Annotated in this window: 24 protein-coding genes and 6 pseudogenes; 12 read left to right on the top strand and 18 right to left on the bottom strand. The window is 73.6% G+C overall.

Features of this window, described 5'->3' with window-relative positions:
* Positions 1-20: 20 nt before the first annotated feature.
* Positions 21-755 (bottom strand): VOC family protein, encoded by a 735-nt coding sequence (locus tag OO52_RS09590; RefSeq protein ID WP_167347902.1) that lies wholly within the window; start codon positions 753-755, stop codon positions 21-23.
* Between the two features lie 134 nt (positions 756-889).
* Here OO52_RS09590 and OO52_RS09585 point away from each other — a divergent pair, with 134 nt between their 5' ends.
* The gene (locus OO52_RS09585; RefSeq protein WP_030642877.1) at positions 890-1,525 is read left to right on the top strand and encodes a TetR family transcriptional regulator; all 636 of its coding nucleotides are present in this window, start codon (positions 890-892) and stop codon (positions 1,523-1,525) included.
* An 89-nt stretch (positions 1,526-1,614) separates the two neighbouring features.
* On the opposite strand, the gene OO52_RS09580 is transcribed toward OO52_RS09585, so the two are convergent.
* Positions 1,615-2,076 (bottom strand): Lrp/AsnC family transcriptional regulator, encoded by a 462-nt coding sequence (locus OO52_RS09580; protein ID WP_030642878.1) that lies wholly within the window; start codon positions 2,074-2,076, stop codon positions 1,615-1,617.
* Positions 2,077-2,158: 82 nt separating this feature from the next.
* On the opposite strand from OO52_RS09580, the gene OO52_RS09575 reads away from it, so the two are divergent.
* A complete protein-coding gene (locus OO52_RS09575) occupies positions 2,159-2,776 on the top strand; it encodes a LysE family translocator (protein WP_030642880.1) in 618 nt (205 codons plus the stop codon).
* On the opposite strand, the gene OO52_RS09570 is transcribed toward OO52_RS09575, so the two are convergent.
* Positions 2,773-3,258, bottom strand: a complete 486-nt coding sequence (locus tag OO52_RS09570) for a nitroreductase family deazaflavin-dependent oxidoreductase (protein ID WP_030642882.1) — start codon at positions 3,256-3,258, stop codon at positions 2,773-2,775. The two genes, OO52_RS09575 and OO52_RS09570, sit on opposite strands and share 4 nt — an antisense overlap.
* Positions 3,258-4,442, bottom strand: coding sequence for an acyl-CoA dehydrogenase family protein (locus tag OO52_RS09565; protein ID WP_030642884.1), 1,185 nt, complete (start codon positions 4,440-4,442; stop codon positions 3,258-3,260). Before OO52_RS09565 ends, OO52_RS09570 begins: the two co-directional genes overlap by 1 nt.
* Before the next feature lie 75 nt (positions 4,443-4,517).
* Between OO52_RS09565 and OO52_RS09560 the strand changes: the two genes are divergently transcribed.
* Together OO52_RS09560 and OO52_RS09555 are read left to right on the top strand one after the other, a co-directional pair.
* Positions 4,518-5,690, top strand: coding sequence for a thiolase C-terminal domain-containing protein (locus OO52_RS09560; protein WP_030642886.1), 1,173 nt, complete (start codon positions 4,518-4,520; stop codon positions 5,688-5,690).
* A gap of 54 nt (positions 5,691-5,744) precedes the next feature.
* The gene (locus OO52_RS09555) at positions 5,745-6,413 is read left to right on the top strand and encodes a pyridoxine/pyridoxamine 5'-phosphate oxidase (RefSeq protein ID WP_030642888.1); all 669 of its coding nucleotides are present in this window, start codon (positions 5,745-5,747) and stop codon (positions 6,411-6,413) included.
* A gap of 3 nt (positions 6,414-6,416) precedes the next feature.
* Here the strand turns inward: OO52_RS09555 and OO52_RS09550 are convergent, their stop codons facing one another.
* Complete coding sequence (locus OO52_RS09550; RefSeq protein ID WP_030642890.1) at positions 6,417-6,818, bottom strand: Zn-ribbon domain-containing OB-fold protein; 402 nt, start codon at positions 6,816-6,818, stop codon at positions 6,417-6,419.
* Positions 6,818-7,267, bottom strand: coding sequence for a DoxX family membrane protein (locus tag OO52_RS09545; RefSeq protein ID WP_030642893.1), 450 nt, complete (start codon positions 7,265-7,267; stop codon positions 6,818-6,820). Before OO52_RS09545 ends, OO52_RS09550 begins: the two co-directional genes overlap by 1 nt.
* A gap of 153 nt (positions 7,268-7,420) precedes the next feature.
* Between OO52_RS09545 and OO52_RS09540 the strand changes: the two genes are divergently transcribed.
* Positions 7,421-8,599, top strand: coding sequence for a flavin-containing monooxygenase (locus OO52_RS09540; RefSeq protein ID WP_030642895.1), 1,179 nt, complete (start codon positions 7,421-7,423; stop codon positions 8,597-8,599).
* A gap of 109 nt (positions 8,600-8,708) precedes the next feature.
* Positions 8,709-10,370: pseudogene (locus OO52_RS09535) on the top strand (acetate--CoA ligase family protein); the annotation flags it as partial.
* Positions 10,371-10,624: 254 nt separating this feature from the next.
* On the opposite strand, the gene OO52_RS09530 reads toward OO52_RS09535, so the two are convergent.
* Positions 10,625-11,965, bottom strand: a complete 1,341-nt coding sequence (locus OO52_RS09530) for an MFS transporter (protein WP_420711373.1) — start codon at positions 11,963-11,965, stop codon at positions 10,625-10,627.
* A 38-nt stretch (positions 11,966-12,003) separates the two neighbouring features.
* Between OO52_RS09530 and OO52_RS09525 the strand changes: the two genes are divergently transcribed.
* A complete protein-coding gene (locus tag OO52_RS09525; RefSeq protein WP_030642899.1) occupies positions 12,004-13,035 on the top strand; it encodes a GlxA family transcriptional regulator in 1,032 nt (343 codons plus the stop codon).
* Here the strand turns inward: OO52_RS09525 and OO52_RS09520 are convergent.
* From OO52_RS09520 to OO52_RS09510, 3 genes and pseudogenes are all read right to left on the bottom strand, one after another.
* Positions 12,937-14,211: a hypothetical protein gene (locus OO52_RS09520; protein ID WP_030642900.1), complete on the bottom strand. Its 1,275-nt coding sequence runs from the start codon at positions 14,209-14,211 to the stop codon at positions 12,937-12,939. The two genes, OO52_RS09525 and OO52_RS09520, sit on opposite strands and share 99 nt — an antisense overlap.
* A gap of 97 nt (positions 14,212-14,308) precedes the next feature.
* Positions 14,309-15,357 (bottom strand): annotated as a pseudogene (locus tag OO52_RS09515) (Zn-dependent alcohol dehydrogenase).
* A pseudogene (locus tag OO52_RS09510) lies at positions 15,357-16,070 on the bottom strand (acyl-CoA dehydrogenase family protein); the annotation flags it as partial. The pseudogenes OO52_RS09510 and OO52_RS09515, both read right to left, overlap by 1 nt.
* On the opposite strand from OO52_RS09510, the pseudogene OO52_RS47005 reads away from it, so the two are divergent.
* Positions 16,070-16,237: pseudogene (locus tag OO52_RS47005) on the top strand (cyclase family protein); the annotation flags it as partial. The pseudogenes OO52_RS09510 and OO52_RS47005 overlap by 1 nt on opposite strands.
* Before the next feature lie 311 nt (positions 16,238-16,548).
* Here the strand turns inward: OO52_RS47005 and OO52_RS09505 are convergent.
* The 4 genes and pseudogenes from OO52_RS09505 to OO52_RS46995 form a co-directional block, all read right to left on the bottom strand.
* Positions 16,549-17,022: an ATP-binding protein gene (locus tag OO52_RS09505; RefSeq protein ID WP_030642902.1), complete on the bottom strand. Its 474-nt coding sequence runs from the start codon at positions 17,020-17,022 to the stop codon at positions 16,549-16,551.
* A gap of 550 nt (positions 17,023-17,572) precedes the next feature.
* On the bottom strand, positions 17,573-18,439 hold the full coding sequence (locus OO52_RS09500) for an acyl-CoA dehydrogenase family protein (RefSeq protein ID WP_030642903.1): 867 nt from the start codon (positions 18,437-18,439) through the stop codon (positions 17,573-17,575).
* Positions 18,440-18,493: 54 nt separating this feature from the next.
* Positions 18,494-19,627: an acyl-CoA dehydrogenase family protein gene (locus OO52_RS09495; protein ID WP_030642905.1), complete on the bottom strand. Its 1,134-nt coding sequence runs from the start codon at positions 19,625-19,627 to the stop codon at positions 18,494-18,496.
* Positions 19,627-19,824: pseudogene (locus OO52_RS46995) on the bottom strand (amidohydrolase family protein); the annotation flags it as partial. The pseudogene OO52_RS46995 and the gene OO52_RS09495, both read right to left, overlap by 1 nt.
* A gap of 2 nt (positions 19,825-19,826) precedes the next feature.
* On the opposite strand from OO52_RS46995, the pseudogene OO52_RS09490 reads away from it, so the two are divergent.
* A pseudogene (locus tag OO52_RS09490) lies at positions 19,827-20,381 on the top strand (class I adenylate-forming enzyme family protein); the annotation flags it as partial.
* A 40-nt stretch (positions 20,382-20,421) separates the two neighbouring features.
* Here OO52_RS09490 and OO52_RS09485 read toward each other — a convergent pair.
* Positions 20,422-20,934, bottom strand: coding sequence for an EF-hand domain-containing protein (locus OO52_RS09485; protein WP_030642909.1), 513 nt, complete (start codon positions 20,932-20,934; stop codon positions 20,422-20,424).
* A gap of 180 nt (positions 20,935-21,114) precedes the next feature.
* Positions 21,115-21,489 carry an STAS domain-containing protein gene (locus tag OO52_RS09480; RefSeq protein ID WP_030642911.1) on the bottom strand — a complete coding sequence of 125 codons (375 nt, stop codon included), beginning with the start codon at positions 21,487-21,489 and terminating at the stop codon, positions 21,115-21,117.
* A gap of 340 nt (positions 21,490-21,829) precedes the next feature.
* On the opposite strand from OO52_RS09480, the gene OO52_RS09475 reads away from it, so the two are divergent.
* Positions 21,830-22,387: a sigma-70 family RNA polymerase sigma factor gene (locus OO52_RS09475; RefSeq protein WP_030642913.1), complete on the top strand. Its 558-nt coding sequence runs from the start codon at positions 21,830-21,832 to the stop codon at positions 22,385-22,387.
* Complete coding sequence (locus OO52_RS09470) at positions 22,384-23,886, top strand: zf-HC2 domain-containing protein (RefSeq protein WP_420711372.1); 1,503 nt, start codon at positions 22,384-22,386, stop codon at positions 23,884-23,886. The genes OO52_RS09475 and OO52_RS09470 overlap by 4 nt, the downstream gene beginning before the upstream one ends.
* A 29-nt stretch (positions 23,887-23,915) precedes the next feature.
* Here OO52_RS09470 and purU read toward each other — a convergent pair whose 3' ends face one another.
* Both purU and OO52_RS09460 read right to left on the bottom strand, forming a co-directional pair.
* The gene (gene purU / locus OO52_RS09465; RefSeq protein WP_030642918.1) at positions 23,916-24,800 is read right to left on the bottom strand and encodes a formyltetrahydrofolate deformylase; all 885 of its coding nucleotides are present in this window, start codon (positions 24,798-24,800) and stop codon (positions 23,916-23,918) included.
* Between the two features lie 47 nt (positions 24,801-24,847).
* Positions 24,848-25,348, bottom strand: a complete 501-nt coding sequence (locus OO52_RS09460) for an SCO4402 family protein (protein ID WP_030642919.1) — start codon at positions 25,346-25,348, stop codon at positions 24,848-24,850.
* A gap of 117 nt (positions 25,349-25,465) precedes the next feature.
* Between OO52_RS09460 and OO52_RS09455 the strand changes: the two genes are divergently transcribed.
* The gene (locus OO52_RS09455) at positions 25,466-26,791 is read left to right on the top strand and encodes an ABC transporter substrate-binding protein (RefSeq protein ID WP_030642921.1); all 1,326 of its coding nucleotides are present in this window, start codon (positions 25,466-25,468) and stop codon (positions 26,789-26,791) included.

Below are 26,791 nucleotides of genomic sequence, written 5' to 3'. Positions count from 1 at the left end.
AACCCCCCAAAGGGGGTGCATCAGCGCTGGAGCAGTGCGAACGACGCCCCCTGATTGTCGGTGACGACGGCCACCACTCCGTACGACGTCCCGAAGGGTGGCGCCTGCACCCGCCCGCCGAGCCGGTGCACGGCCCCGAGGGCGTCCGCCAGATCCGTGACCCGGAAGTGGACGAGGAAGTGCGGGGGCATCTCGGCAGGGAAGACGTCGGTGACCTCCGCGCGCCCGAAGTCGGGCCCGGCCTCGGTGCCGAACAGGGCGTCGTGGAAGAGACCGCCGTAGAAGGTGTTGGCCGCGGCGGTGTCCCGGGTGTACAGCTCGGCCCAGACGAAGGTGTTCGGCTCCCGCCGCCGCCCGAAGCCGCGGTGGGTGCCGGGCTGCCACAGGCCGAAGACCGCGCCCTCGGGGTCGGCGGCCAGGGCGGCGACGCCCAGGTCGCCCACCGGGAACGGCGCCATGACGAGCTGCCCGCCGGCCGCCGTGATCCGCCGGCCGAGGGCCTCGGCGTCCGAGGTCGCGAAGGACACCGTCCAGACCGTGGGCATCCGGCCGTCCGTCTTCGGGGCCAGCGAGGCGACGAGGTCGCCGTCCAGCCGGGCCCAGACGGAGGAGCCGTACGCCTCCTCGAAGGTCCACCCGAAAAGCTCACCGTAGAACCGCTTGCCCGCCTCGACGTCGGGCAGCTGGGCGTCCACCCAGCAGGGGACGCCCTCCCCGTATGTCTCTTCGTTCGTGGATGCCCTGTTTTCGGCCATGCCGCCAAAGTAACCGGGCCACGCGCACCGCGCAGACCAGGCACACCACCCCCGTTGCCCCCGCGCACCCCATTTGCAGTCGGCCGAATCGCGCTCCGATCACCCCTCGGTAAGCTGACGGCATGACAGGACAAGTGCGTACCGTCGACGGCCGCGTGGCCGGCCGGCGTGGGCAGGCGACCCGGCAGAAGCTGCTCGACTGCCTCAGCGAGATGCTCAGCTCCTCCCCGTACCGGGACGTCAAGGTCATCGATGTCGCCCGGAAGGCGGGCACTTCGCCCGCGACCTTCTACCAGTACTTCCCGGACGTCGAAGGTGCCGTCCTGGAGATCGCCGAGCAGATGGCGACCGAGGGCGCGGGACTGACCGAACTCCTCGAAGGGCGCACCTGGGCCGGCAAGTCGGGCTGGCAGACGGCGCAGGAACTCGTGGACGGGTTCCTGGAGTTCTGGCGCAGGAACGACGCGATCCTGCGGGTGGTCGACCTCGGCGCGGCCGAGGGGGACAAACGGTTCTACAAGATCCGCATGAAGATCCTGAACTCGGTCAACAACTCCCTGGCGGACTCGATCGCGGAACTCCAGTCCAAGGGCCGGGTGGACAAGGACGTGAACCCGGCGGCGGTGGCCGGTTCGCTGGTCGCGATGCTCGCGGCGGTGGCGGCCCACCAGAAGGGCTTCTCGTCCTGGGGTGTGAAGCAGGCCGAACTCAAGCCGAATCTGGCGCTGTTGGTACACCTGGGCGTGACGGGCAGGAAGCCGTCCAAGTAAGCGCTCAGCCCCGGCCGGGGATCAAGTCCTGTCTTTCAGGCGGTGGTTCACGCGAGTGGGCCACCGCCTGTTCCCGTTTCCCGGCCTGCTCACGGCCGCCCCGCGGGCAGCGGCCGGTCCCGGACCACGTGCTTCATCACGAGCGTCGACGTCAGCCGCTGCACCCCCGGCAGCGTCGCCAGCCGCTCGTCGTACAGCCGCTGGAAGGCGGCCAGGTCGGCGGTGGCCACCCGGAGCAGGTAGTCCGGCTCGCCGAACAGCCGCTGGGCGTCCAGGACGTGCTCCAGCTCGCCGACCGCCCGCTCGAACTCGGCGACCGTGTCCCGGTCCTCCTGGCGCATGGACACGAAGACCAGCGCCTCGAAGTTCAGGCCGAGCGAGGCCGGGTCCACCATCGCGCGGTAGCCCTGGATGGCGCCGGACCGCTCCAGCTCGCGCAGTCGCCGGTGGCACGGCGAGACGCTGAGCCGCACCCGGGCGGCCAGCTCGGTCACGGTCAGCCGCCCGTCCTGCTGGAGCTCGGCAAGGATTTTCCGGTCCACGTCGTCCATGAAGAAGATCCTTGCGCAGAAGACGCGGTCCTGGGCAAACTTCGGGAACACTTTCGGGCCATTCGCGCCTAATGTCCCCGGCATGGACTCAGGACTGCTCTTCTCCTTCCTCGCCGTGGACCTGCTGCTGGTGTGCGTACCGGGGGCCGACTGGGCGTACGTCATCGCGACCGCCCTGCGCGGCGGCTCGGTCCCGCGCGCGGTGGCGGGCCTGGTCTGCGGCTACGCCCTGCACACCGCGCTGGCGACGGCGGGCCTGGCGGTGCTGGTGGCGGGCTCGCCCCGGCTGCTGACGGCCCTGACGGTGACCGGCGCGGGGTACCTGCTGTGGCTGGGCTGGGGCGTCCTGCGCCACCCGGCGGTCCCGGACGCCGACACCGCGGTGACGCCCGACGGCCGCCTGTTCCTGCGCGGCGCGACGATCAGCGGCCTGAACCCCAAGGGCCTGCTGCTGTACCTCTCCGTGCTCCCCCAGTTCCTCACCCTCAGGGGCGCGCACCTCCCCGTACCCGCGCAGACGGCGGCCCTCGGCCTCCTCCACATGGCCTGCTGCGCGGCCGTCTACCTCACCGTCGGCACCCTCGCCCGCACCCTCCTCGGAGCCCGTCCGGCCGCGGCCCGGGCGGTGACCCGCACATCGGGCGCGGCGATGCTGGGCGTCGGCGCGCTGCTGCTGGTGGAACGGCTGGCGACGCTCTAGTCCGGGTCCCGGGTGAGCCGGAACAGCCGGATCTCCCGCTCCACGCGTGCCTGATACGTGGCATACGGCGGCCAGAACGCCAGCAGTGCCCGCCAGACGGTGTCCCGCTCCCCCCCGGTGAGCAGCCGGGCCGTGACCGGGATGTCCCGGCCCTTCCAGCTCACCGAGGCCGCCGGGTGGGCGAGGAGGTTGTGGGTCCAGGCTGGATGGCCGGGGCGGCCGAAGTTGGAGCCGATCAGCACCCAGGTCCTGCCGTCCTCCTCGGGCATGCAGGCCAGCGCGGTCCGGCGGGGCCGTCCCGTCCTGGCTCCCGTCGAGGTGAGGATCACGCCCGGCAGGAGCTGGGCGCTGAGCAGGATTCTTCCCCCGGTGAGCCGGTGCACGTTCCGGTCGAGGGCCGGGACGACGTGCGGGGCGACCTTGGCGAACAGCCGGGTGGAGGACACCCTCTGGACGAGCCGGACGACGATCGCCGCGGCCATCAGACGGCCACCTCCCCGCCCGTGAACAGGCCGGCCACCGCCGCGGCCCGGTCCCGCAGCCGGTGTACCGGTCCGAACAGCAGCTCGTCGCCGGCCGCCCGCTTGAAGTACAGGTGGGCGTCGTGCTCCCAGGTGAACCCGATGCCGCCGTGCAGCTGGATGCCCTCGGCGGCGGCGTGGCGCAGCGCGTCGAGGGCCTGGGCGAGGGCGAGCCCGCCGGCCCGTTCGCCCCGGCCGGCCGCCCAGGCGGCGTAGTACGCGGCCGAGCGTGCCGCCTGGACCGCCACGTACACATCCGCCAGCCGGTGCTTCACGGCCTGGAAGGACCCGATGGGCCGTCCGAACTGCATCCGCTGTCCGGCGTACTCCACGGTGCGCTCCAGGACGCGGTCCGCCGCCCCCACGGCCTCGGCGGCGAGCACCGCGGCGACCGCGTCCCCGGCCTGGGCGAGGGCGGGCAGGACGTCCGCTTCCTCCGACCCCAGCAACTCCGCCCGCACGTCCCGTAGTTGTACGCGCCCCAGCGGGCGGGTGGCGTCCAGCGCGGCCTGCCGGGCGCGGACCAGTCCCGGCGCGTCGCCCGCCACCAGGAAGAGCAGGGTCCGCGACCGGGCGAAGCCCCCGGTGTGCGCGGCGACGAGCAGCACCCCCGCGCTGTGCCCGTCCAGCACCTGCCCGGCCTCCCCGTACAGCCGCCACCCGCCCTCCGCCCGCCGTGCCTGCACCCCGCCGGCCCGTCCGCCGCCGGCGCGGTAGCCGTCGTTCGCGTCGGTCAGCGCGAGGGCGGTGGCGAGCGCGGGCCCGGGGACGGCGAGGGCGGCGGTGCGGGACCCGGTGGCGAGGCGCGGCAGCAGTTCGGCGCGCTGGGCCCCGGTGCCGAGGGCGAGGATCAGCGGGGCGGTGAGGACGGAGGTGGCGAGCAGCGGCGAGGGTGCCAGGGCGCGTCCCGTCTCCTCGCAGGCGAGGGCCAGCTCGGTGACCGAGCAGCCGACGCCGCCGTACCGCTCGGGCAGGGCGAGCCCGGGCAGGCCGAGCCCGTCGGCGAGGGCCGACCACAGGCCGGGGTCGTGACCGGCGGGCGTGTCGGCGGCGGCCCGCACCTGTGCCGGGCCGCAGCGGTCGCGCAGCACCTCGCGCAGGGTCCGGCGGATCTCGTCCTGTTCGGCGGTGAGGCGCGTGTCCATGGCCTTCCCTCCTTGTCTGACGGTCCGTCATATTAGGCAGGCCGGAACGAGATGCACAGAGGGAGGAGCCCTCTCATGGCTCGCGGGAGCAGGAAGGTCGCCGTGGTCGGCGTGGCCCTGTCCGACTGCGGACGCGTGGACGACGCGACGGCGTACGCGCTGCACGCCCAGGCGGCCCGCCGGGCCCTCGCCGACGCGGGCCTGGACCGCACGGTCGTCGACGGTTTCGCCTCCGCCGGCCTCGGCACGCTGGCCCCGGTGGAGGTCGCCGAGTACCTGGGGCTGCGGCCCACCTGGGTGGACTCCACCTCGGTCGGCGGCTCGACGTGGGAGGTCATGGCGGCGCACGCGGCGGACGCGATAGCGGCGGGCCACGCGAACGCCGTGCTGCTGGTGTACGGCTCGACGGCCCGCGCGGACGTCAGGGCGGGCCGGCGCACGGGCACCCTGTCCTTCGGCGCCCGGGGCCCGCTCCAGTTCGAGGCCCCGTACGGCCACACGCTGATCGCCAAGTACGCGATGGCGGCCCGCCGGCACATGATCGAGTACGGGACGACGATCGAGGAGCTGGCCCAGGTGGCGGTCCAGGCGAGGGCGAACGCGGCCCTCAACCCCGGGGCGATGTTCCGCACGCCGGTCACCGTCGACGACGTCCTGTCCGGCCCGCTGATCGCCGACCCCTTCACCAAGCTGCACTGCTGTGTGCGCTCGGACGGCGGCGCGGCGGTCCTGCTGGCGGCCGAGGAGTACGTGCGGGACTGCCGTACGGCCCCGGTCTGGGTCCTCGGCACCGGTGAGCACGTCTCCCACGCCACCATGTCCGAGTGGCCGGACTTCACGGTCTCCCCGGCGGCGGTGAGCGGCCGGCTGGCCTTCGGGCGGGCCGGGGTGCGCCCGGCGGACATCGACTTCGCACAGATCTACGACGCCTTCACCTACATGACCCTGGTCACCCTGGAGGACCTGGGCTTCTGCGCCAAGGGCGAGGGCGGCGCGTTCGTGGGGGAGGGCCGGCTGCTGGTCCGGGGCGGAGAGCTGCCGGTCAACACGGACGGCGGCGGCCTGTCGGCCCAGCACCCGGGCATGCGGGGGCTGTTCCTGCTGGTGGAGGCGGTGCGGCAGCTTCGCGGGGAGGCCGGGGAGCGGCAAGTCCGGGGCCGGGACGGTGGCTTGCCCCGGCTGGGTGTGGCCTCCGGGACCGGGGGGTGGTTCTGCTCCTCGGGGACCGTGGTGCTGGGAAGGGAGTGAGGATACGGCCCCGCGCCGCCGGGGCCGGGAGCCGGCCCGGGTGATACTCGCCCCATGGCACAGCACGATCTTCACGAGCTGCTCCGGTCGCTGCGGGTCTGGGACGCCCAGGTGACCGAGCTGCGGCCCTTCGACCCGGACACCGCCCCGCCCACCCCGCTCACCCTGTTCACGAACTGGTTCGCGGAGGCCGTCGCGGCGGGGCAGCCGGAGCCGCACACCATGTCGCTGGCGACCGTGGACGAGGAGGGCAGGCCGGACGTGCGGATCGTGATGCTGCACGGCGCCGACGCGGACGGCTGGGCCTTCGCCACGCACGCCACGAGCCGCAAGGGACGCGCGCTCAGCGCCCGGCCGTACGCGGCCCTCGCCTTCTACTGGCCGGTGCTCGGCCGCCAGGTGCGGGTGCGCGGGCCGGTGACCTCGGCGCCGGCCGAGGAGAGCCAGGCCGATCTGCACGCGCGGTCCACGGGCGCGCTGGCCGCCGCGCTGACCGGTCGGCAGAGCGAGGAGCTGTCCTCGGTGGAGGAGCTGCGGCGGGCCTCGGATGCGGCCTGGGAGCGGGCCCGGGAGAACCCCGTCGAGCCGTCGCCGACCTGGACCCTGTACCGGCTGCACCCGGAGACGGTGGAGTTCTTCCAGGGGGACGCGGAGCGGCGGCACGTACGCCTGGAGTACCGCAGCACCGGGTTCGGCTGGAGCAGGGTGTTGCTGTGGCCGTGAGGCTCAGCTTCCGGGCGCTGCCCGGAACACCGGGAATCCGTCCCGGAACGTGACCCGGAGCGGCATCCCGTCCCGCAGGCCGTGCTCCGGGCTGTCCACCAGTTCCGTCATCATCCGCGGCCCCTCGGCCAGGTCGACCACCGCGGCCAGGTAGGGGACGCGGGCGCTGAACGGCGGCAGGTCGTTGCGGTGGACCGCGGACCACGTGTAGAGCGTGGCCCGGCCGCTCGCCTCCTCCCAGGCCACCTCCTCGCTCCAGCAGTGCGGGCAGAACTCCCGGGGGTAGTGGTGGGCCCGGCCGCAGGCCCCGCAGCGGCGGATCAGCAGCCGGCCGCGCGCCGCCGCCTCCCAGTAGGGGTGGGTGAGGGCGTCGGTCTCCGGGACGTCGTGGCGCGGGCCGTCCATCAGAACCAGCCCAGCGCCGCGTCCAGCGACCACGTCTGCCAGGACATCCCGAAGAAGCCGACCAGACAGATCAGGGCCATCATCGAGTTCTGGCCCTGTTCCGCCCAGTCGTGGATCATCAGGACGAAGTAGAGGAGGTTCAGGAGCAGGCCGCCCAGCAGGGCCACCGGGGTCAGGAAGCCGGCGATCAGGCCGAGGCCCAGGGAGAGTTCGGCGTAGGCGACCACGTACGCCATCAGCTTCGGGTGGGGTCCGACCACCGTGGCGAAGCCCGCCCGGACCGGGGTCCACCGGTGTCTCGCGGCCACGTCCGCGGCCCACGCGATCCCGCTGCCCCGCTCGAACCAGGCCTTCTTGTCCTTGTGCCGCCAGCTCTCCAGCCACCACAGGCCGAGGCCGATGCGCAGCACCGCCAGCCACTGAGCACCGTCCAGCCACAGAGCGTCCATGGATCTGACGGTACGTCAGATGTGTCGCGATGCCCGGTGCGGGCGCCCTCCTTCACGGGCGGGGCACCCTTCCCGTACACCCGTGATCAATCCGCAACCAATTCCGGTCTTGACCGAGACCCATCAACCGGGTGTGTGATTACGCTCCCGCTCATGGCCGTCTCCCGTCCCTCCCCCGCCCACCCGTCGCCGACCCCCGCCGACCGCCCGGTCTACGTGATCGGCGCCGGTCCCGGAGGGCTCGCCGCCGCGTACGCGCTACGGGCGCGGGGCATACGAGCCGTGGTGCTGGAGAAGTCCGACCGGGTGGGCGCCTCCTGGCGCCGCCACTACGACCGGCTGCACCTGCACACCACCCGGCGGCTGTCCTCGCTGCCCGGGCTCGCCATCCCCCGGAAGTTCGGCCGCTGGGTCTCCCGGGACGACGTGGTCCGCTACCTGGAGAAGTACGCCGAGCACCACGAGCTGGAGATCGTCACGGGGGTCGAGGTCCACCGCGTCGAGCGGAGCGGGGACGGCACCGGGTGGCTGCTGCACGCCTCCGGCGGCCGGGAGCTGACCGGCAGCGCGGTGATCGTCGCCACCGGCTTCAACCACACCCCGCGCATCCCCGACTGGCCGGGCCGCGCGTCGTACGGCGGCGAGTTCCTGCACGCGGGCGAGTACCGCGACGCCGGGCCGTACCGGGGCCGTGACGTGCTCGTCGTCGGCATCGGCAACACGGGTGCGGAGATCGCCGTGGACCTGGTGGAGGGCGGGGCGGCGCGGGTACGGCTGGCGGTGCGCACGGCGCCGCACATCCTGCGCCGGTCGACGCTCGGCTGGGCCTCCCAGTACACGGGCGTGCTGGTCCGGCGGCTGCCGGTGCGGCTCGTGGACCGGCTCGCCGGGCCGGTGGGGCGGCTCAGCACCCCGGACCTGACCGCGCACGGACTGCCGCGGCCGGACACCGGCCTGTACAGCAGGGTGAAGCAGGGGGCGATCCCGGTCCAGGACGTCGGCCTGGTCGACGCCGTGCGCACGGGCAAGGTGGAGATCGTGGCCGCCGTGGAGGCGTTCGAGGACGGCAAGGTGGTCCTCGCCGACGGCAGCCGGATCTCGCCCGACGCGGTGATCGCGGCGACCGGGTACACGCGGGCGCTGGAGGGGCTGGTCGGGCATCTCGGGGTGCTGGACGGGCGCGGCAGGCCGGTGGTGCACGGCGGCCGTACGCCCGCGCCGGCGCCCGGCCTGTACTTCACCGGGTTCACCAATCCCATCAGCGGGATGCTCCGGGAGCTGGCGATCGACGCCGGGCGGATCGCGAAGGCGGTCGCGAAGAGGCTGACGTAGCCGCGCGGCAACTTTGCCGTTCCGACCGGTTCCCTGACGCTCCGTCAGTCCAGTGATCTGACAGTGCGTCAGGTAACTGGTGGCTGTCTCACAGGAGGCGGGCGGAACGATGCTTGGATCGACCCACGGCACCCTCACCACCGACTCCCGCCGGGCCCGGGTCATCGCCTGCGGCGACCAGCGGCCCGGACCCGCCGTCCACGACCGGGTGGCGGACCTCGATGTCAGCGGTCGCCCGCTGCACGCGGACGTACCGGACCTGAACCGGTTCTTCCGGCCCGGGTCGGTCGCCGTGATCGGCGCGTCGGACGCCGAAGGACGGCCGAACACCGGGATCACCCGGCAACTGCTGGACTGGGCCGCGCGGGTGGGGGCCCGGGTGCACCCGGTGCACCCGACCCGGACCTCCGTGTTCGGCCTGCCCTGCGCGGCCTCCGTCGCCGAGCTGCCCGGACAGGTCGACCTGGCCGTGCTGCTGGTGGCCGACCCGCTCCCGCTGGTCGAGGAACTCGCCGAGGCGAAGGTCAGGTTCGCGGTCGCCTTCGCCTCCGGGTTCGCGGAGACCGGCCGGGCGGGCGCCGAGGCACAGCAACGGCTGGCCGAGGCGGTACGGCGCTCGGGCCTCAGACTGCTCGGCCCGAACACCAACCTGAACGCCTTCGAACGCTTCCGGGACGACCTCACCGGGCCGGCCATCGCGCTGATCACCCAGTCCGGGCACCAGGGCCGGCCCGTCTTCGCCCTCCAGGACCTCGGCGTCCGGCTCTCGCACTGGGCGCCCACCGGCAACGAGGCCGACCTGGAGACCGCCGACTTCCTCTCCTGGTTCGCCGAGCAGCCCGAGGTCGGCGCCATCGCCTGCTACATCGAAGGTCTCAAGGACGGCCGCGCCTTCCTGCTGGCCGCCGACCGCGCCGCCCGCCGCAAGGTCCCGGTCGTCGCCGTGAAGGTGGGCCGCACCGAGGCCGGCGCCCGGACGGCCGCCTCGCACACCGGCAAGCTCACCGGTGCCGACGACGTGGTCGACGCGGCCATGCGGCAGTACGGCGTGATCCGTGTCGACGCCCTGGACGAACTCCAGGACACGGCCGCCCTGCTGGCGCGGGCGCGGGCGCCCCGGGCCGACGGCGTGGTCGTCTGCTCGATCTCCGGCGGCACCGGCGCGCACGTCGCCGACCTGGCCGCCGGGGCGGGGCTCCGGCTGCCGAGGCTGTCGCCGGAGAAGCAGGCCGAGCTGCACCAGTGGATACCGGAGTACCTGAGCGTGGCCAACCCGGTGGACAACGGCGGTCACCCGGTCGGCGACCGGCGCGGCCGGAAGATCATCGACGCGCTGCTCGCCGACCCGGCGGTGGGCGTCCTGATCTGCCCGGTCACCGGCCCGTTCCCGCCGCTGAGCGACCGGCTCGTCCAGGACCTGGTCGAGGCGGCCGAGGAGACGGACAAGCTGGTGTGCGTGGTGTGGGGCTCACCGGCCGGCACCGAGCCGGCGTACCGGGACGTCCTGCTCGGCTCCTCCCGCGTGGCCACCTTCCGCACGGTCGGCAACTGCCTGACCGCCGTGCGCGCCTGGCTCGACCACCACCGCTTCGTGACCGACTACCGCTCCCCCTTCGACACGGCCCCGCGCACCCCCTCCCCCTCCTTCCGCAAGGCCGAGGCCCTGATGCAGCCCGGCCGGCAGCTCAGCGAGCACGCGGCGAAGCAGCTGCTGCGCGCGTACGGCATCCGCGTGCCGCGCGCTCTTCCACCGGGGGCGGTTCGCGCGGCTCGACGGCGGCTGAGCCGCGCGGTTCCACGGCGTGGCCGAGCCTGCCCGTCAGCGCGGGGCGAGGCGCCACAGGGACGTGGTCTCGGCCGCGCGGGCCGCGTGCAGGGGGTCGGCCTGGTCGGTCGAACGGGGGTGGACGGGGCGGGTGTCCGCGCGGCCGGTGACCCGCAGGCCCGCCGCCTCGATCGCCGTCAGCAACTCGGCGCGGGTGCGTAGGCCCAGGTTCTTTCGCGGTGTGCGTTCGGTGGTGCGGCTCAGGATACGGCGAGCGTGCGGGCGGCCGGTGCCGTGCGCCGGATGACCAGCGCCATGAGGGCCGCCGCCGCGCACAGCGTGCCGGAGGCGTACCAGACGACGTCGTAGGAGCCGAAGACGTCCCGGGCGACTCCGCCGAGATAGGCGACGAGGGCCGCGCCGACCTGGTGGGAGGCGAGCACCCAGCCGAAGACGATGGCGCTGTCCTCGCCGAACTGCTCGCGGCACAGGGCCAGGGTGGGCGGGACGGTGGCGACCCAGTCGAGGCCGTAGAAGACGATGAAGAAGAGCATCGGCGGGTGGACGGCGGGGCCCAGCAGCATCGGCAGGAACAGCAGGGACAGGCCGCGCAGGGCGTAGTAGACGGCGAGCAGGCGGCGCGGTTCGAAGCGGTCGGTGAACCAGCCGGAGGCGATCGTGCCGACGACGTCGAAGACGCCGATCACCGCGAGCAGCGAGGCCGCCGTCGTCACGGGCATGCCGTGGTCGTGTTCGGCGGGCACGAAGTGCGTCTGGACCAGGCCGTTGGTGGAGGCGCCGCATATCGCGAAGGTGCCGGCGAGCAGCCAGAACGTGCCGGTGCGGGCGGAGGAGGCGAGGACGCCGAGCGTGCGGCGGGCGGCGCCGGTGACGGGCGGCGGCTTGGGCACGAACTCCCGTGCCCCGTACGGCGCCACGCCCACGTCGGCCGGGTGGTCGCGCAGCAGGAGCCAGACGAAGGGGACGACGGCGAACGCGGCCAGGGCGACCGTGACCGCGGCGGGCCGCCAGTCGTGGCGCTCGACGATCCAGGACAGCAGCGGCAGGAAGACCAGCTGGCCGGAGGCGGAGGCGGCGGTGAGGATGCCGGTGACCAGACCGCGCCGCTCGGTGAACCAGCGGTTGGTCACCGTCGCCGCGAAGGCCAGCGCCATGGAGCCGGTGCCGAGCCCCACCAGCAGGCCCCAGCACAGCAGTAGCTGCCAGGCCGCCGTCATCCACACGGTCAGACCGGAGCCGAGCGCGATCACGGTGAGCGCGGCGGCGACCACCCGGCGGATGCCGAAGCGGTCCATCAGCGCGGCGGCGAAGGGCGCGGTGAGGCCGTAGAGCGCGAGGTTGACGGAGACGGCGGCGCCGATCGTGCCGCGCGACCAGCCGAACTCCTGGTGCAGCGGGTCGATGAGCAGGCCGGGCAGGGATCGGAAGGCCGCCGCGCCGGTGATCGTGACGAAGGTGACGGCGGCGACGAACCAGGCACGGTGCACACGGCCGCGCCGGGCGGGCGGGACCTGGACGGGAGCGGCGGCTGGAGTTGTCTGAGTCACGTCCCCCACCCTCCCGTGCGCATGCTCACGCATCGAGTGGCCCGCTGGACAGCCTTCGCTATGATCGGGCCATGACGAGCGCAGCCGCAGGGGAATTCCGGCCGCACCGGGTCGCCGTCCTCGCCCTGGACGGCCTGCTGCCCTTCGAGCTGGGCATCCCGCACCGGATCTTCGGCCGCCCCCGGGACGCCCAGGGGCGGCGTCTGTACGAGGTCGTGACCTGCTCGGCCCGGCCGCCCGGCACGGTCGAGACCGACGCCGACTTCGCCGTGCAGGTCGCGCACGGCCCGGAGGCGCTGGCGACGGCCGACACGGTGATCGTCCCGGCGTCGTACGAACTCGGCCCGCTCTACGAGGAGGGCCGGCTCACCGACGAGCTGGCCGCCGCCCTCGCCCTGATCCGTCCCGGCACCCGGCTGGCCTCCATCTGCACCGGCGCCTACGTCCTCGCCGCCGCCGGCCACCTCGACGGGCGCCCGGCGACCACCCACTGGGCCGACGCCGAGCACTTCCAGCGGATGTTCCCGAAGGTCAGGGTGGACGCGGACGTGCTGTTCGTCGACGACGGGGACGTGCTGACCTCGGCCGGGGTCGCCGCCGGGATCGACCTGTGCCTGCACATGGTCCGCCGCGACTTCGGCACGGCCGTCGCCAACGACGTGGCCCGCCGCACGGTCGTACCGCCGCACCGCGACGGCGGCCAGGCCCAGTACATCCACCGCCCGGTCCCCGACCCCCAGGTCGCCACGACGACCGCCGCCCGGACCTGGGCGCTGGGCCGGCTGCACGAGCCGATCCAGCTCCGGGACCTGGCCGAGCAGGAGGCCATGTCGGTACGCACCTTCACCCGCCGCTTCCGCGAGGAGGTCGGCATCAGCCCCGGGCAGTGGCTCACCCAGCAGCGCGTGGAGCGCGCCCGGCACCTGCTGGAGTCCACGGACCTGTCGATGGACCAGGTGGCCCGGGAGTCCGGCTTCAACACGGCCCAGTCGATGCGCCAGCACCTACAGGCCGCCCTCGGGGTCACGCCCACCGCCTACCGGCGCGCCTTCCGCACCGGCGGCGGCGCCGAGCGGCAGGACGGCGTCGGCACCCCGCGCTGACCGGCCGGCCCGTCTCTCGCCCCACCAGCCGACCGCCGTCAGCAGCAGGGTGAGGGCCACCCCGGCCAGGATCGCCGTGGAGGGCGCGGTGCGCGGCAGCAGGGCGCCCGCGAGTGAACCGGTCGCCGCGTAACCGGCGCCGACGGCGGCGTACATCACCGAGTAGCCGGCGGCCAGGACGTCCGGCGGGAGCACCTCGCGCAGGGACAGGTTCCGGGTGAGCATCGCGCCGGACTGGAGCAGCCCGGCCACGGCCAGCGCCGCCGCGATGCCCGGCGTGCCGGGTATCAGGGCGAGCACGGCCACCGCGGCCGACATGCCGGTCATCAGGACCGCGCTGCGCGTGCGGAGCAGCCCCGGCCAGGACCGCGAGCCGTACAGGAAGGCGCCGACGGCGGAGGCCACCGCCATCACCGTGAGCAGCGGGCCCGCCCAGCCCACCCCGATGCCGCGCTGTTCGAGCAGGGCGGGCAGGACGAGTTCGGCGAGGGCCAGCAGGGAGAGGCTGGCCGCGCCCGTGACGTACACCGGCCAGGCCCGGGCCAGCAGGCGCGGCTTGGACACGCCCTCGCCGTCCCGCCCGGCCGGTCCGTCGGGCTCGTCCGTCGCCCAGCCGGCGGGGAGCAACCACAGGCCCGCGGCGGACGACGCCATCAGGACGGCGGCGAGCAGCGGCGGGAGGCGGGGGTCGGCGCCGAGGGCGAGCCCCGTGACGGTGGCCGGGGAGACGGCCCAGACGCCGAACGTGAGCACCGACTCGGCGGACAGCGCCTGGGCCGCCGCGTGCTCCGGCACCAGGGAGGTGAGCAGGGTGCGCAGTCCGCCGGGCGCGGCGGCGGGCCCGGCCCCGGCGAGGAAGGCGAAGGCGGTGAGTATCGCGGCGGGCGCGCCGGGGAACGCGCCGAGGCCGGCGAATCCGGCGGCACCCGCGGCGAGCCCGGCGGCCAGGTGCGGGCGGGCCCGCCGGGGGTCCAGGCGCATGCCGAGCACGGGAGCGCCGAGGATCTCGCCGATGACGTAGGCGGCGGCGAGGGCCGCGCCCAGGGAGTAGCCGCCGGGGCGTTCGCGGACCAGGAAGACCAGGGACAGCGGGGCCATGGCCACTGGCATGCGGGCGCCGACGGCCACCAGGGCCCAGGTCAGGACCCGCCGGGAGACGACATCGCGGTAGCTCATGCCTCGACGGTAGGGGCCACCACCGACAACCGCCGCCCCCTTTCCCTTTACCTGTGGACAAGTTCGGCCACCGGCGCCTGACGGGGACTCAGCGCGGTCAGAACGTCAGCACCGCCCGTGCCACCCGGCCCGCCTCCGCCTCCGCCCGGGCCTTGTCGCAGTCCTCCACCGGATAGACCTCCGTCACCAACTCGTCCAGCAGCAGCCGCCCCCGGCGGTACAGCTCGGCGTACAGCGCGATGTCCCGCTTGGGGCGCGAGGAGCCGTACCGGCAGCCGAGGACGGACTTGTCCAGGTAGAGGGAGGAGACCAGGAAGGACGCCTCGGCCGTGGCGGGGGGCACGCCGAGCAGGATCGCCTGTCCGGCCCGGTCGAGCAGGTCGACGGCCTGGCGGATCAGCTCCACCCGGCCCACGCACTCGAAGACGTGGTCGGCCCCCGTGGGCAGCACGTCCCGCACGCCGTCCGCCGAGGTCAGGAGTCGGTCGCGCCGAACCGCCGGGCCACCTCCTCCTTGGCCGGATTGGTGTCCACGGCCACGACGGCGAGGGCGCCCGCGAGCCGCGCGCCCTGGATGACGTTCAGCCCGATCCCGCCCGTGCCGATGACGACCACGCTGTCCCCCTGGTCCACCCGGGCCCGGTTCAGGACCGCGCCGACCCCGGTGAGCACCCCGCACCCGATCAGCGCGGCGGAGGACAGCGGGACGTCCCGGGGGATGCGCACGGCCTGCACGGCCTTGACGACCGTGCGTTCCGCGAAGGCCGAGTTGGCGGCGAACTGGTGCACCGGCCGCGTGCCCCGCGTGAACGGCCGCGCCGGGCGCCCGATCGCCTGCCGGCACATGGTCGGCCGTCCCCGGTCGCACTCCGCGCACGTCCCGCAGTTGGCGAGCGTGGACAGGGCCACGTGGTCACCGGGCGCGACATGGGTGACGCCGGCGCCCACCGCCTCCACGACTCCGGCACCCTCATGGCCCAGCACCACCGGTACCGGGAAGGGGATGGTGCCGTCCACCACCGACAGGTCGCTGTGGCACAGCCCGGCCGCCGCGATGGCGACCAGCACCTCGCCGGGGCCCGGTTCCCGTACCGTCAGATCGTCGACGACCCGGACCTGCCTGCCGTCGAACACCACACCCCGCATCACACGGCCCCCTTCGGCTCACCCGGCAGACCGAGCACGCGCTCGGCGATGATGGTGCGCTGGATCTGGTCCGAGCCGCCGTAGATGGTGTCGGCCCGGGAGAACAGGAACAGGTGCTGGTCCGCGTCGAGCGCGTACGGCGCGACGGGCGACCAGTCCGCGGGACCCACGGCGGCCGACGCGCCCCTGACCTGGACGGCGAGTTCGCCCAGCCGCTGGTGCCAGTTCGCCCACAGCAGCTTGGCCACGCTGGACGCGCCCGGGCCGGCGGGGCCGCCGAGGGTGCGCAGGGCGTTCCAGCGCATGGCGCGCAGTTCGGCCCACTGGCGGGCGAGCCGGGCGCGCAGCACCGGGTCGCGCACGGCACCGGTCTCCACGGCGGCCGCGACGACCCCCGCCAACTCCTGGGCGAAGCCGATCTGCTGGGCCAGGGTGGAGACCCCGCGCTCGAATCCGAGCAGGCTCATCGCCACCCGCCAGCCCTGCCCCTCTCCCCCGACGACGTGCTCCACGCGCGCGCGTGCCCCGTCGAAGAAGACCTCGTTGAAGTCGCTCGTGCCGGTGAGCTGCCGGATGGGGCGGACCTCGACGCGGCCGGGCTGGTCCATGGGCACGAGCAGGAAGCTGAGGCCGTGGTGGCGGCGGGCGTCCGGGTCGGTCCGGGCGAGCACGAAGCACCAGTCGGCCTCATGGGCGAGCGAGGTCCAGATCCGCGCTGCACCTGGTGGAGATGGGGATGCTCCAGGGCCAGAACTGGAATCTCGAAGAGTTGTCCACAGCCTGTGGAGAAACAGGCCGGTACACGTTCCTGCTGTCGGCGACGCCCGAGCCGTTCGCGGGCGCGACGGGGTCACCGGTGGCCCCGGTGGCGATCCTGTGAGCGACGGCGGCACGACGGCCGTACAACGCGGCACGACGGCGGCACGACTGCCGTGCGACGGCAGCGCGGCCGCGGTCGGCGGCGCGTGCCTCCCCCCACCGTCACGCGCACGCGCCGCCGTCCGACGCGACCCGCACTCGGCGAGGACCGCCGTCGCCCGGGCCCTCGCCGTCCCCTCGCGGCGGATCGACGCACCCCAGCCTGATCAGGCACCCAGGGAACGTCAACGCCGCTACGGGCCTGTGTTGCGGCAGCCCCGCTCACGGCACCCGCGCACGGGCGCACCCCCGGCGCACCACCGCTCCGGGCCGCTACACCGCTTCGAAGGCGAGATCCTCGTACGCGGACAGTCCGCCCCCGTACGCCATCGCCGCGCTCTCCCGGGGCTGTGAACAGCGGTCCAGTTCGCACCAGATGCTCTTGCCGGCGTCCTCGGGGCTCCAGCCCCAGCGGTCGGCGAGACAGTTCACGAGGGCCAGACCCCGGCCGCCGGTGGCGTCGTCGTCGGCGCAGCGGGGCACGGGCGCACGCGAGCTGCGGTCGGCCACCTCGATGCGCACCGTGGCCGACGGGCACTTCTCGGCCGCCGGACCCGGCAGACACAGCCGTAGCACGGCCGGCCGGCCGGTGTGCACCACGGCATTGGTCACCAGCTCGGAGACGAGCAGGATCAGGGTCTCGGCCAGCGGCTCGTCGGCCGTTATACCCGATCCTGCGAGCCGCGAGCGGGCCCACCTCCTGGCCCGCCCCACCTCCGCGGGGTCGGGCCGGATCTCCAGCTGCACTTGAAGCACCTGCACCGCTCACACCATCCGAACCGGCGGATCCATGACCCCACGCCAACCGCGCTCCGCGGTCTCAGCCGCGGCGGCGATCACGAGGGCCACGATCCTAGCCATTTTCTGCATGGCCAGAACAACGGCCAGAGCAAGGATCACGGACCGTGACTCCCTTGCGAGACAGCATGGTTGACGTACAGTCACCCCAACAAGCGCTTCGGGCATATTCCCGCGCGAAGGAGTACGCGTAGGGCATACTGTGCGACGCTCGTGCCGGGGAGTCGAACAGACGGGGACAACGCACCTGACCGCCCCGCGAGCTGCGGCGCGCACCGCACGACCCGGCACCGCCCCAGGGGCACCGCCGGCCCGGCTCGTACGCGCAGCCACTCGCATCTCACACAAGGTACCCGAGCGGACACCCGACTCCGGGCCGTGACGAGTCCCGCGAAGGACACAACCCGGTATCAACGCTCCGTTACCCCGGCAGGCCACGATCCGCTACATCGCGGGCCACGGCTTCCCGGGTGCGGCGGCCCGGGACGCCGCCGGCGGCTCAGCCCGCCAGCGCGGCGGCGAGCAGCTCCTCGCTCTCGGCGCTCCCCCCGGCGCGCCGGGCCCGCACCCACGCCCGCTTCAGGTGCAGATGCACGTCGGCCTCCCAGGTGAACCCCATGCCGCCGTGCACCTGGAGGCAGTCGCGGGCCCCCCGCACGGCGGCCTCGTCGGCGAGCAGCCGGGCGGCGGCGATGTCGGCGGGGTCGGCCGTGACGGCGGCGGCGTAGACGGCGGCGCGCGCGGTCTCGGCCCGCACCAGCAGGTCCGCGCACAGGTGCTGGACGGCCTGGAAGGCGCCGATCGGCCGCCCGAACTGCTTTCGGGTCCGGGCGTGTTGCACGGCCAGTTCGCACACCCGTCCGGCGGTGCCGAGCTGCTCGGCGGCGGTCAGCAGCACGGCGACCGGGTCCGGGGGGCCGGGAGCGGGCACCCGGTGCAGCGGGGTGAGCGGGTCCACCGACCGCAGCGGCACGGCACCGGAGGCGTCCCCGCGGACGACGTCCGCCGCGTCCAGCCACTCCACCAGCTCGCCGTCGACGGCCGCCACGACCGTCTCCCCGCGCGCGGCGCCGGGCACACCGCCGGCCGCGAGATGGGTGGCCACCAGCGGGCCGGGCAGCAGCGCCCGCCCGGCCTCCTCGAAGGCCAGCACGGCCTCGGGCAGCCCCAGTCCGACCCCGCCGTCCGCCTCGGGCAGCCGCAGGGCGAAGAACCCGGCCTCCCCGAGCGCCCGCCACAGCGTCCGGTCGAGCCGGCCCGGCGTGGCGACGGCCGCGCGCAGCGCCTCCCGCCCGAAGCGGCGTTCCAGCAGGCCCCGCACACCCGTCCGCAGGGCCCGCTGGTCATCGGTGAGCCGGAAACGCACCGGACCTCCCCTCCGCGCACCCCGCGCGGTCCCGCGTGAGCCGAGGACGCACGCTCACCTCCCCCTGGGCAGGCCGAGGATGCGCTCGGCCACGATGCCGCGCTGGATCTGCGAGGTCCCGGCGGCGATCGTGTACGACAGCGAGGACAGCCGGTCGAGCACCCAGGGGCGGTCCAGATCCAGGCAGTCGGGGCCGAGGACCTCGGCCGCGGTGTCGTACAGCTCCTGCCGGGCGTGCGAGTAGCGGAGCTTGAAGACCGAGCCGCCGACGCCGGGCACCCCGCCGTTCGCCTCCGCCTCGCTCACGTTCCACTGGGTCAGCCGCCACAGCGCGCGGAACTGAGCGTCCAGCCGGCCGAGCCGGCGCCGCAGCACGGGATCGTCCCAGCGGCCGTTCTCCCGTGCGGCGCGCGCGAGCTCGCCCAGCACCCGGCGGCAGGCGACGACCTCGCCGACGAAGGCCGTACCGCGCTCGAAGGAGAGGGTCACCATGGTCACGCGCCAGCCGTCGTTCTCCTCGCCGACCCGGTTGGCGACCGGCACCCGCACCTCGTCCAGGAACACCTCGGCGAACTCCGCGGACCCGGCGAGCGTGCGCAGCGGGCGTACGGTGACGCCCTCGGCGTCCATCGGCAGGGCCAGCCAGGTGATGCCCCGGTGCCGGGGCGCGGCCGGATCGGTGCGGACCAGCAGCTCGCACCAGTCGGCGACTTCCGCGTGCGAGGTCCAGATCTTGGACCCGGTCACCACGTAGTGATCGCCGTCCCTGCGCGCGCGGGTGCGCAGGGACGCGAGGTCGGAGCCGGCGTCCGGTTCGCTGAACCCCTGGCACCACACCTGTTCGCCGCGCAGGATCGGCGGCAGCCAGCGGGCCCGTTGTTCGGCGGTGCCCTCGGCGGCGATCGTCGGCCCGGCGTGCAGCAGTCCCACGAAGTTGGCGCCCACGTAGGGCGCGCCCGCCTTCTCGGTCTCCTCCAGGAAGATCATCCGGATGGTCGGGGAGGCGTCCCAGTGCACGTCGGCGTACCCGGCGTCGTACAGCGTCCGCTGCCAGCGCAGGTCGTAGGCGCGGCGGCCGGGCCAGTCGTCCGGGGACGGCTTGGCCGGCAGGGTGGGCAGCACGGTGGCGAGCCACGCCCGCAGCCGGGTCCGGAACTCCTCCTCCCCGGGTGTGCAGGAGAGGTCCATCACCGGTCCAGGTCCAGGCCGAGCATGCGGATGGCGTTGCCCCGCATCAGCTTGTGGACGGTCTCGTCGTCCAGGCCCCGCACATGGTCGAGGGCGACCTCCTTGGTGTGCGGGAAGGTGGAGTCGACGTGCGGGTAGTCGGTCTCGAAGGTGGCGTTGTCGCGGCCGACGACGTCCAGCGAGGCGACGCCGTGCTTGTATCACCATGGGCGACCCCGAGGACACGCCCGGGAACCTGGCCACGACCGAGGGGCGGCCCCCGGAGGGCATGGAGGTCCGGATCGTCGACGGCGAGATACGGCTGCGCGGCGAGGCCGTCTGCCGGGGCTATCTGGACCCCGCGCAGACGGACTCCGCCTTCGACGCCGACGGCTTCCTGCGCACCGGCGACCTCGGGCACCTGACGGAGTCGGGCCACCTCGTCCTCACCGGCCGGCTCAAGGACGTGATCATCCGCAAGGGCGAGAACATCTCCGCCAAGGAGATCGAGGACCTGCTGGCCGCGCATCCCGCGGTGGGCGACGCGGCGGTGATCGGCCTGCCGGACGCCGAACGCGGCGAACTGGTCTGCGCGGTGGTCGAACGGCGGCCCGGATCAGCCGGGTTGATGCTCCCGGACGTCGTGTCCTTCCTCCGCGCGCAAGGGCTGTCCGTGCACAAGCTCCCGGAGCGGCTGGAGGTGGTGGACGCCCTTCCGCGCAACGAGACACTGCGGAAGGTACTGAAGTACAAGCTGCGGGAGCGGTTCGGGTGACGGCGGGCGGGCCGCCGCCGGACCGAGCCGCGGCGCCCCGCTATTCGGGGACCGTGAAGTAGCGCGCGAACGCCGGTACGATCTCCGCCTCGCCGACCCTGCCGTCACCGTCGGTGTCGAGGGCGGCGGCGGCCCGGCGGGCGGTCTCCTCCGGGACGTGGAACACGCGCAGCACGCGCGCGGTGTCGGCGGTGCCGATCCGGCCGTCGGCGTCCGTGTCGGCCACCGCGAGCGCCGCGTGCAGGAAGGGGCGGGCGATCTCGGCGAAGCCGTCGGGGTTGTCGCGCAGTCGCTTGACCGCGCCGGTGACGAACTCCTGGCGGGTGATGCGCTGGTCGCCGTCCCGGTCGGCGATGCCGGCCATGCCCTGCCAGAACGCCTCCGCGCCCGCGTACAGCGCCTGCCCCTTGTCGGAGCGGGCGGGCACGCCGAACTCGGTGAGCAGTGCCTTGGCCGCCGCGTTGAAGTCCTCGCGGTCGATGTAGCCGTTGCCGTCCTGGTCGAAGGTGGCGAACCGGGCGGCGATCCTGCGCTCGTACTCGGTGCTGACCATGTCTGTTCGGGCCGCCTTACATGAGGGTCGTACGGGTGGTCCTGCCCGTGGGTGGGGGTGACCTGGCAGGGAGCGTACGACGCGGACGGCCTGCGAACGGCGGGAAACCGACGGTTGTGCCAAGACCGGGGGAATTCCGCGACAAACGGTGTGGCCGTGTCGCGACGCCGTGACGGCCGCTCAGGCGGAGAGCGGCCCGGCCTCGTCCGTGGTCGCGGAGTCGAGGTCGGCGCGGACGTCGAAGAGGCGGCGCACCCCGAGCGCGCCGAGGACGCGGTTGACGTGCGAGCCGTCCTCGGCGCCGCGGTCCGGCAGGATCAGCCGCAGCCGGCCCTGGCAGGAGCGGATCAGCCGCCGGGCGGCGATGAGGACGCCGACCCCGCTGGAGTCGCAGAAGAACACGTCGGAGAGGTCGACGACGAGGCTGTGGTGGCCCTCGGCGACGACGTCGTGCACCCGCTGGCGCAGCACCGGCGAGGTCACCAGGTCCAGTTCCCCGGACACCCGGAGGACGGCCCACTCGCCCTGTTCGACGCCGGTCACGTTGAATGCCACGGCCCTGCCCTCCGCTCGCCGGATCTCCCGGAACCGCCCGGAAACGGAAGCAGTTCCTACGTTTCCTTTCGCGCGGCTGCCCAGCGGCCGTTCCCTGAAACGTGACGCGACAAACGGCAGTCGATCGACTAGGGGCTTGTTTCGGTCACTATCGATCCTGTTCGATCAGAGGTGTACGCGCCTTGTGTGAAGGATGTGTGAAGGGGGCACTATCACCTGCGGCCCTTCAAGGGGCGCACATTGACACAAAGGGGCGTGCACCGTCAGCCGTGCCGACTACATTCGAGAGGGCAGGACCGACAGGCTGGACGGACCGGACAGGGTGAGGGGAGGGGACCGCATGGCCAGGAAGGACGTACCGCCCCGCTGGGACCGCAAGATGCAGCAGCGGCTCGCGCGCGGTGAGGCGGCCGCCCTCGGCGAGCTGTACGACCGCTTCGCCTCCCTCGTGCACAGCCTCGCCCACCGCGTCCTCGCCGACGAGCGGGACGCCGACGCCGTCACCCGCGAGGTCTTCGCCCACGTCTGGGAACACCCCGAGACCTACGACCCCAAGCAGGGCCCCCTGCGCTCCTGGATCGCCGCCGTCACCCACCGGGTCGCCGTGCAGCGGCTGCGCGACCGGGAGGAACGGGAGCAGCCGCGCCGCGAGGAGCTGGAGAGCGAGGTCCGCCGCGCCTCGGTCGCCGCCCGCGCCGACTACATCGTGCACTCCATGCCGGCCCCGCTGCGCGCCGCCCTCGACCTGGCCTACTTCCAGCGCCGCGACTACCGCCAGACCGCGGCCGACCTCGGCGTCACCGAGGACGAGGCCCGCCGCCGGCTCCGCCTCGGCCTCCAGCTCCTCTCCACCGCCCACGACACCGGCACACCGCCGGGATACCGGGGTGCGGTGTGAAGGGGACGGGCGGCTTCGGGGCGCACGACGAGCACGGCGAGTACGACGAGCACGGGGAGTACGGCGGACACGCCGGCCACGGCGGTGACGCGCGCGGGGAACGGCCCAGGGGGGACGCCGGCCCGGGCGGGCGTGGGTCCGCGGACGAGGGTCGTGGTGCCGGCCCGCGCGGCGATGACGACAGCGGGGCGCCCGAACGTACCGGTGCCGGGGGTTCCGGTGGGCGCGGTGGCGGCTCGGGGGATGTGCCGCCCGGTGCCGGTGGGTCCGAGCCCGCCCCGGCTCCGCGGATACCCACGCCCCGCGCGTCCGTGGAGGACAGCGGGCTCCCGCTGCCCGACCTCGCCGATCTGGGGGATCTTTCACCCGTGCCGCTCGACCTGTCGCACGACGTCCTGAAGTCGCTGCTCGGCGCCTGGGCGCTGGCCGCCTGCTCGGCGGCGGAGACGGCGGCCGTCGAGGAGCACCTGGGCGACTGCGGCGCCTGCGCCGACGAGGCCCGCCGGCTGCGCGAGGCGGTCGGCCTGCTGCACCAGCCGGAGAGCCTGGACCTGAGCCCGGCACTGCGCACCCGGGTCCTGGCCGCCTGCCTGAACCGCCGGCCGCCGCGCATCCCGGTGCCCGACTGGGCGGCGCCGTACGACGCCGAGACCGCGCGGCTGGACGCGCTGCTCCAGGACTTCGGGGACGCGGAGTGGCACGCACCGGTGCGGCTGCGCTGGTTCGAGGACGACGCGCCGACGAGCCGTCGTACCACCGTCGCCGGGGTGATCGCCCACCTGCTGTCGGTGGACGGGCTGGTCGCGACGGCGCTCGGCCTGGAGGACCCGCTGGCCGAGGTCGCCGACGCCGACAAGGACGCCGTGGGTCCGGCGGGCCGCACGGAGGCGTTCTGGCGGGCCTCCCACTTCCCGCCGACGCGCTCGGTGCGGGGGCCGTGGCGGGAGCAGAGCCACGGCCTGGTGCGGACGGTGTCCTTCACCGGCAGCCACGCGGGCGGACTCACGGTGCCGTACGGCGACTTCGCGCTGCCCCTGCACGACGCGATGCTGGACCGCGCCTTCGAGTGCTGGGTGCACGCCGAGGACATCGCCGAGGCGGTGGACTATCCGTACGCGGCGCCGGCCCCGCGGCACCTCAACCGGATGATCGACCTCGCGGCCCGTCTGCTGCCGACGGTACTCGCCGCGCGCCGCCGGGCGGGACTGTCCGCGCCGGGCCGCCGGACCCCGCACCTGGTCCCGGCCGGCGCGCCCGGCCGCAGCCTGCGCCTGGAGATCGAGGGCGCGGCCGGCGGCGAGTGGCTGATCCCCCTCGACTCACCGGCCGCGGTGGGCTCCGCCGACCTCGAGGTGGCCCACGTGGCCCTGGACGGCGTGGAGTTCTGCAAGCTGGCGGCAGGCCATGTGCCTCCGGAGGAAGCGGCGGCCGATCAGCTGGGCGACCGGGAGGCGATCAGGGACGTGCTGTTCGCGGTCGCGTCGCTGAGCCGGATGTAGCCACGTACGAGAGGGCCGGAGCGCCCCGGCTAGGCGAACACCACCGTGCGGCGCCCGTTGAGCAGGATCCTGCGCTCCGCATGCCACTTCACGGCCCGCGCCAGCGCCTGGCACTCCACGTCCCGGCCGATGGCCACGAGCTGGTCCGGCGTCACGTCGTGCCCGACCCGCTCGACCTCCTGCTCGATGATCGGCCCCTCGTCCAGGTCCGCGGTGACGTAGTGCGCCGTCGCACCGATCAGCTTCACACCCCGCGCGTGCGCCTGGTGATACGGCTTCGCGCCCTTGAAGCTCGGCAGGAAGGAGTGGTGGATGTTGATGATCCGGCCGCTGAGCTGCTTGCACAGGTCGTCGGAGAGGACCTGCATGTAGCGGGCGAGGACGACCAGCTCGACCTTCTCCTCGCGCACGATCTCCAGCAGCCGCGCCTCGGCCTCCGACTTGGTGTCCTTCGTCACCGGAATGTGGTGGAAGGGGACGTTGTAGGAGCCCACCAGCTCCTCGAAGTCCGTGTGGTTGGACACCACACCCACGATCTCCACCGGCAGCGCGCCGATCCGCGCCCGGAACAGCAGGTCGTTCAGGCAGTGCCCGAACTTGCTGACCATCAGCAGGATGCGCATCTTCTCGTCGGCCCGGTGGATCTGCCAGTCCATGTGGAAGGAGTCGCCGATCGCGGCGAAGCTCGCCCGCAGCTTGTCCACCGTCACCGGCGCCTCGGCCGAGAAGTGGACGCGCATGAAGAACAGTCCCGTGTCGTGGTCGCCGAACTGCTGGCTGTCCTCGATGTTGCAGCCGGTCATGAAGAGATAGCTGGACACGGCGTGCACGATGCCCTTTTTGTCCGGGCAGAAGAGCGTGAGGATGTACTGGTCGGCCGGGGCGGCGGCGGAAGGGGCGGACTGTTCGGTCATGCACCACAGGGTCCCACACCGGCCACCCGCGGCGGGGCGGCCGTCCGCTACGCGGACCGGGTCATGATCCGCAGCACTTCCAGGCTCTTCGGCGGCGTGTCCGGGTCGTCCCCGTCGCTCACCGACATCCGCACGTGCGCGTCCCGGGCCGCCCGCACCGCGTCCGGCCAGCCGGAGTGGTCCAGGTAGGCGGCGACCGGCGCGTCCGGGCCGACCTGGTGCATGATCCGCAGCACCCGCAGCACGGCGGTGTCGACGAGCGCCGCCTCCTGCGAGTCCCGGAATATGGTGCCGACGTACTTCTCGGCCGACCAGTTGTCCAGCCAGGTGTCCTCCACCAGCCGGTACACGGCGTCCGTGACGTCACCGTAGCCGTCCGTACCGGCCAGCCAGACGTCCCGCTGGAACACCGGGTCGGAGAGCATGTGCAGCGCTGAGCGCACATTGCTGCGCCACCGCCACCACGGCATGTCGTTCAAGGGCATGCCGCCCATGGTGGAGGAGCGACGGCCGCGACGGGAAGAGTTCTCCGAACCTTGCACGGTCATCGATCGTACGTTCCCCGTCCCATCAGCCTCAAAGGCCCCCGTAATTCACCTCCGCGTCACCCTTCGTTGACCAAGGGTCACTCCTGGGTTAGTGCTGTGAGGGAATCGTGTGTGTGCATGACCGGCAGGCGACGCACGTGCAGCACCCCTCTTCCCGTCCTTCCCCGCCCCGTCAGAGCCACCGCCCTCGCGGCGGGCGCGGTGGCCCTCTGTGCGTCGCTCACCGCCGCGTGCGGGGTCATCCCCGGTGCCACGGGGGGCTCCGGGGACGACCCGGTCAAGGTGATGACCTGGGCCCCGCAGGACACCGACGCGACCAACAAGCCCGGCATGCCCGCGATGGCCCGCGCCTACGCCAAGTGGATCAACTCTCAGGGTGGCATCAACGGCCGCAGGCTCGAGGTGCTCACCTGCAACGACCACAACGACGGCGTGGGCGCCGCGAAGTGCGCCCGGCGCGCGGCGACCGAGAACGTGGTCGCGGTCGTCGGCTCCTACAGCCAGTTCGGCGACTCCTACCTCGCCCCCCTGGAGGGCGCCGGCATCCCCTACATCGGCGGCTACGGCGTCACCAACGACGAGTTCACCGGCGCCATGTCCTACCCGGTCAACGGCGGGCAGCCCGCCCTCCTGGCCGGCCTCGGCAAGGCCCTCGCGGAGGGCTGCGGCAACGTCGCCCTGGTCCGCCCGGACAGCATCGCCGGCGACCAGCTCCCCGCGATGCTCGACGCCGGTCTCGAGGCGGGCGGTCACGCGGACGCCGGCGACCAGCTCGCCGCCGACGACGCCACCGAGTACGGCGGCCAGGCCGAGCAGGCGCTGCGCCACGCGACCAAGGACGTCACGAGGAAGGGCTGTGTGGTGCCCGCGCTCGGGGACCGCACGGACACCTTCATGGACTCCTTCCGGCGGGCCCGCGAGAACTTCCCGGCCGTGCGCACGGCGACCGTGCTCGGCAGCGTCGACCAGTCCGTGATCAACGCCACCGGCGGGGCGTCCGGGCCGTACGAGGGGGCGTACATCACCGGCTGGTACCCGGTCGCCTCCGACCCCCGCTGGGACCCGATGAAGAAGGTGATCAACGAGGAGGCCTTCGGCGACAACCGCATCGACCCCGCGGACGCCGGCGTGCAGACCACGTGGATCGCCTACACCGTGCTCAAGGCCGTCCTGGAGAGGATCGGCGACGGCGAGGTGAGCGCCGACACCGTGCGGCGCACCCTCAACGACGGCCTGCGGGTATCCACCGGCGGCCTCACCCCGACCCTGCACTGGCCCTACGAGAGCAAGCTCGCCGCGGTCGGCTTCCCTCGCCTGGTCAACGCCGACGTCACCCTCCAGGTGGTCCAGGACGGCAAGCTGGTCGCGGCCCGCAAGGGCATCGGCGGCGCCAACGGGATCGCCGACATGACCTCGACCCTGGAGAACGCCGACGTGCCCTGA

The organism is Streptomyces flaveolus, from assembly GCF_000716535.1.
GTDB lineage: Bacteria > Actinomycetota > Actinomycetes > Streptomycetales > Streptomycetaceae > Streptomyces > Streptomyces flaveolus_A.
Note: the sequence above shows the minus strand (reverse complement) of the source record. Positions and strands in the feature narration are given on the sequence as shown.

What these genes read in the sequence shown, in the direction of transcription:
- OO52_RS09590 (WP_167347902.1), bottom strand. Translation starts at nt 755, where the DNA reads ATGGCCGAAAACAGGGCATCCACGAACGAAGAGACATACGGGGAGGGC.
- OO52_RS09580 (WP_030642878.1), bottom strand. Translation starts at nt 2,076, where the DNA reads ATGGACGACGTGGACCGGAAAATCCTTGCCGAGCTCCAGCAGGACGGG.
- OO52_RS09575 (WP_030642880.1), top strand. Translation starts at nt 2,159, where the DNA reads ATGGACTCAGGACTGCTCTTCTCCTTCCTCGCCGTGGACCTGCTGCTG.
- OO52_RS09570 (WP_030642882.1), bottom strand. Translation starts at nt 3,258, where the DNA reads ATGGCCGCGGCGATCGTCGTCCGGCTCGTCCAGAGGGTGTCCTCCACC.
- OO52_RS09565 (WP_030642884.1), bottom strand. Translation starts at nt 4,442, where the DNA reads ATGGACACGCGCCTCACCGCCGAACAGGACGAGATCCGCCGGACCCTG.
- OO52_RS09560 (WP_030642886.1), top strand. Translation starts at nt 4,518, where the DNA reads ATGGCTCGCGGGAGCAGGAAGGTCGCCGTGGTCGGCGTGGCCCTGTCC.
- OO52_RS09555 (WP_030642888.1), top strand. Translation starts at nt 5,745, where the DNA reads ATGGCACAGCACGATCTTCACGAGCTGCTCCGGTCGCTGCGGGTCTGG.
- OO52_RS09550 (WP_030642890.1), bottom strand. Translation starts at nt 6,818, where the DNA reads ATGGACGGCCCGCGCCACGACGTCCCGGAGACCGACGCCCTCACCCAC.
- OO52_RS09545 (WP_030642893.1), bottom strand. Translation starts at nt 7,267, where the DNA reads ATGGACGCTCTGTGGCTGGACGGTGCTCAGTGGCTGGCGGTGCTGCGC.
- OO52_RS09540 (WP_030642895.1), top strand. Translation starts at nt 7,421, where the DNA reads ATGGCCGTCTCCCGTCCCTCCCCCGCCCACCCGTCGCCGACCCCCGCC.
- OO52_RS09530 (WP_420711373.1), bottom strand. Translation starts at nt 11,965, where the DNA reads ATGCGTGAGCATGCGCACGGGAGGGTGGGGGACGTGACTCAGACAACT.
- OO52_RS09525 (WP_030642899.1), top strand. Translation starts at nt 12,004, where the DNA reads ATGACGAGCGCAGCCGCAGGGGAATTCCGGCCGCACCGGGTCGCCGTC.
- OO52_RS09520 (WP_030642900.1), bottom strand. Translation starts at nt 14,211, where the DNA reads ATGAGCTACCGCGATGTCGTCTCCCGGCGGGTCCTGACCTGGGCCCTG.
- OO52_RS09495 (WP_030642905.1), bottom strand. Translation starts at nt 19,627, where the DNA reads ATGGACCTCTCCTGCACACCCGGGGAGGAGGAGTTCCGGACCCGGCTG.
- OO52_RS09485 (WP_030642909.1), bottom strand. Translation starts at nt 20,934, where the DNA reads ATGGTCAGCACCGAGTACGAGCGCAGGATCGCCGCCCGGTTCGCCACC.
- OO52_RS09475 (WP_030642913.1), top strand. Translation starts at nt 21,830, where the DNA reads ATGGCCAGGAAGGACGTACCGCCCCGCTGGGACCGCAAGATGCAGCAG.
- purU (WP_030642918.1), bottom strand. Translation starts at nt 24,800, where the DNA reads ATGACCGAACAGTCCGCCCCTTCCGCCGCCGCCCCGGCCGACCAGTAC.
- OO52_RS09460 (WP_030642919.1), bottom strand. Translation starts at nt 25,348, where the DNA reads ATGACCGTGCAAGGTTCGGAGAACTCTTCCCGTCGCGGCCGTCGCTCC.
- OO52_RS09455 (WP_030642921.1), top strand. Translation starts at nt 25,466, where the DNA reads ATGACCGGCAGGCGACGCACGTGCAGCACCCCTCTTCCCGTCCTTCCC.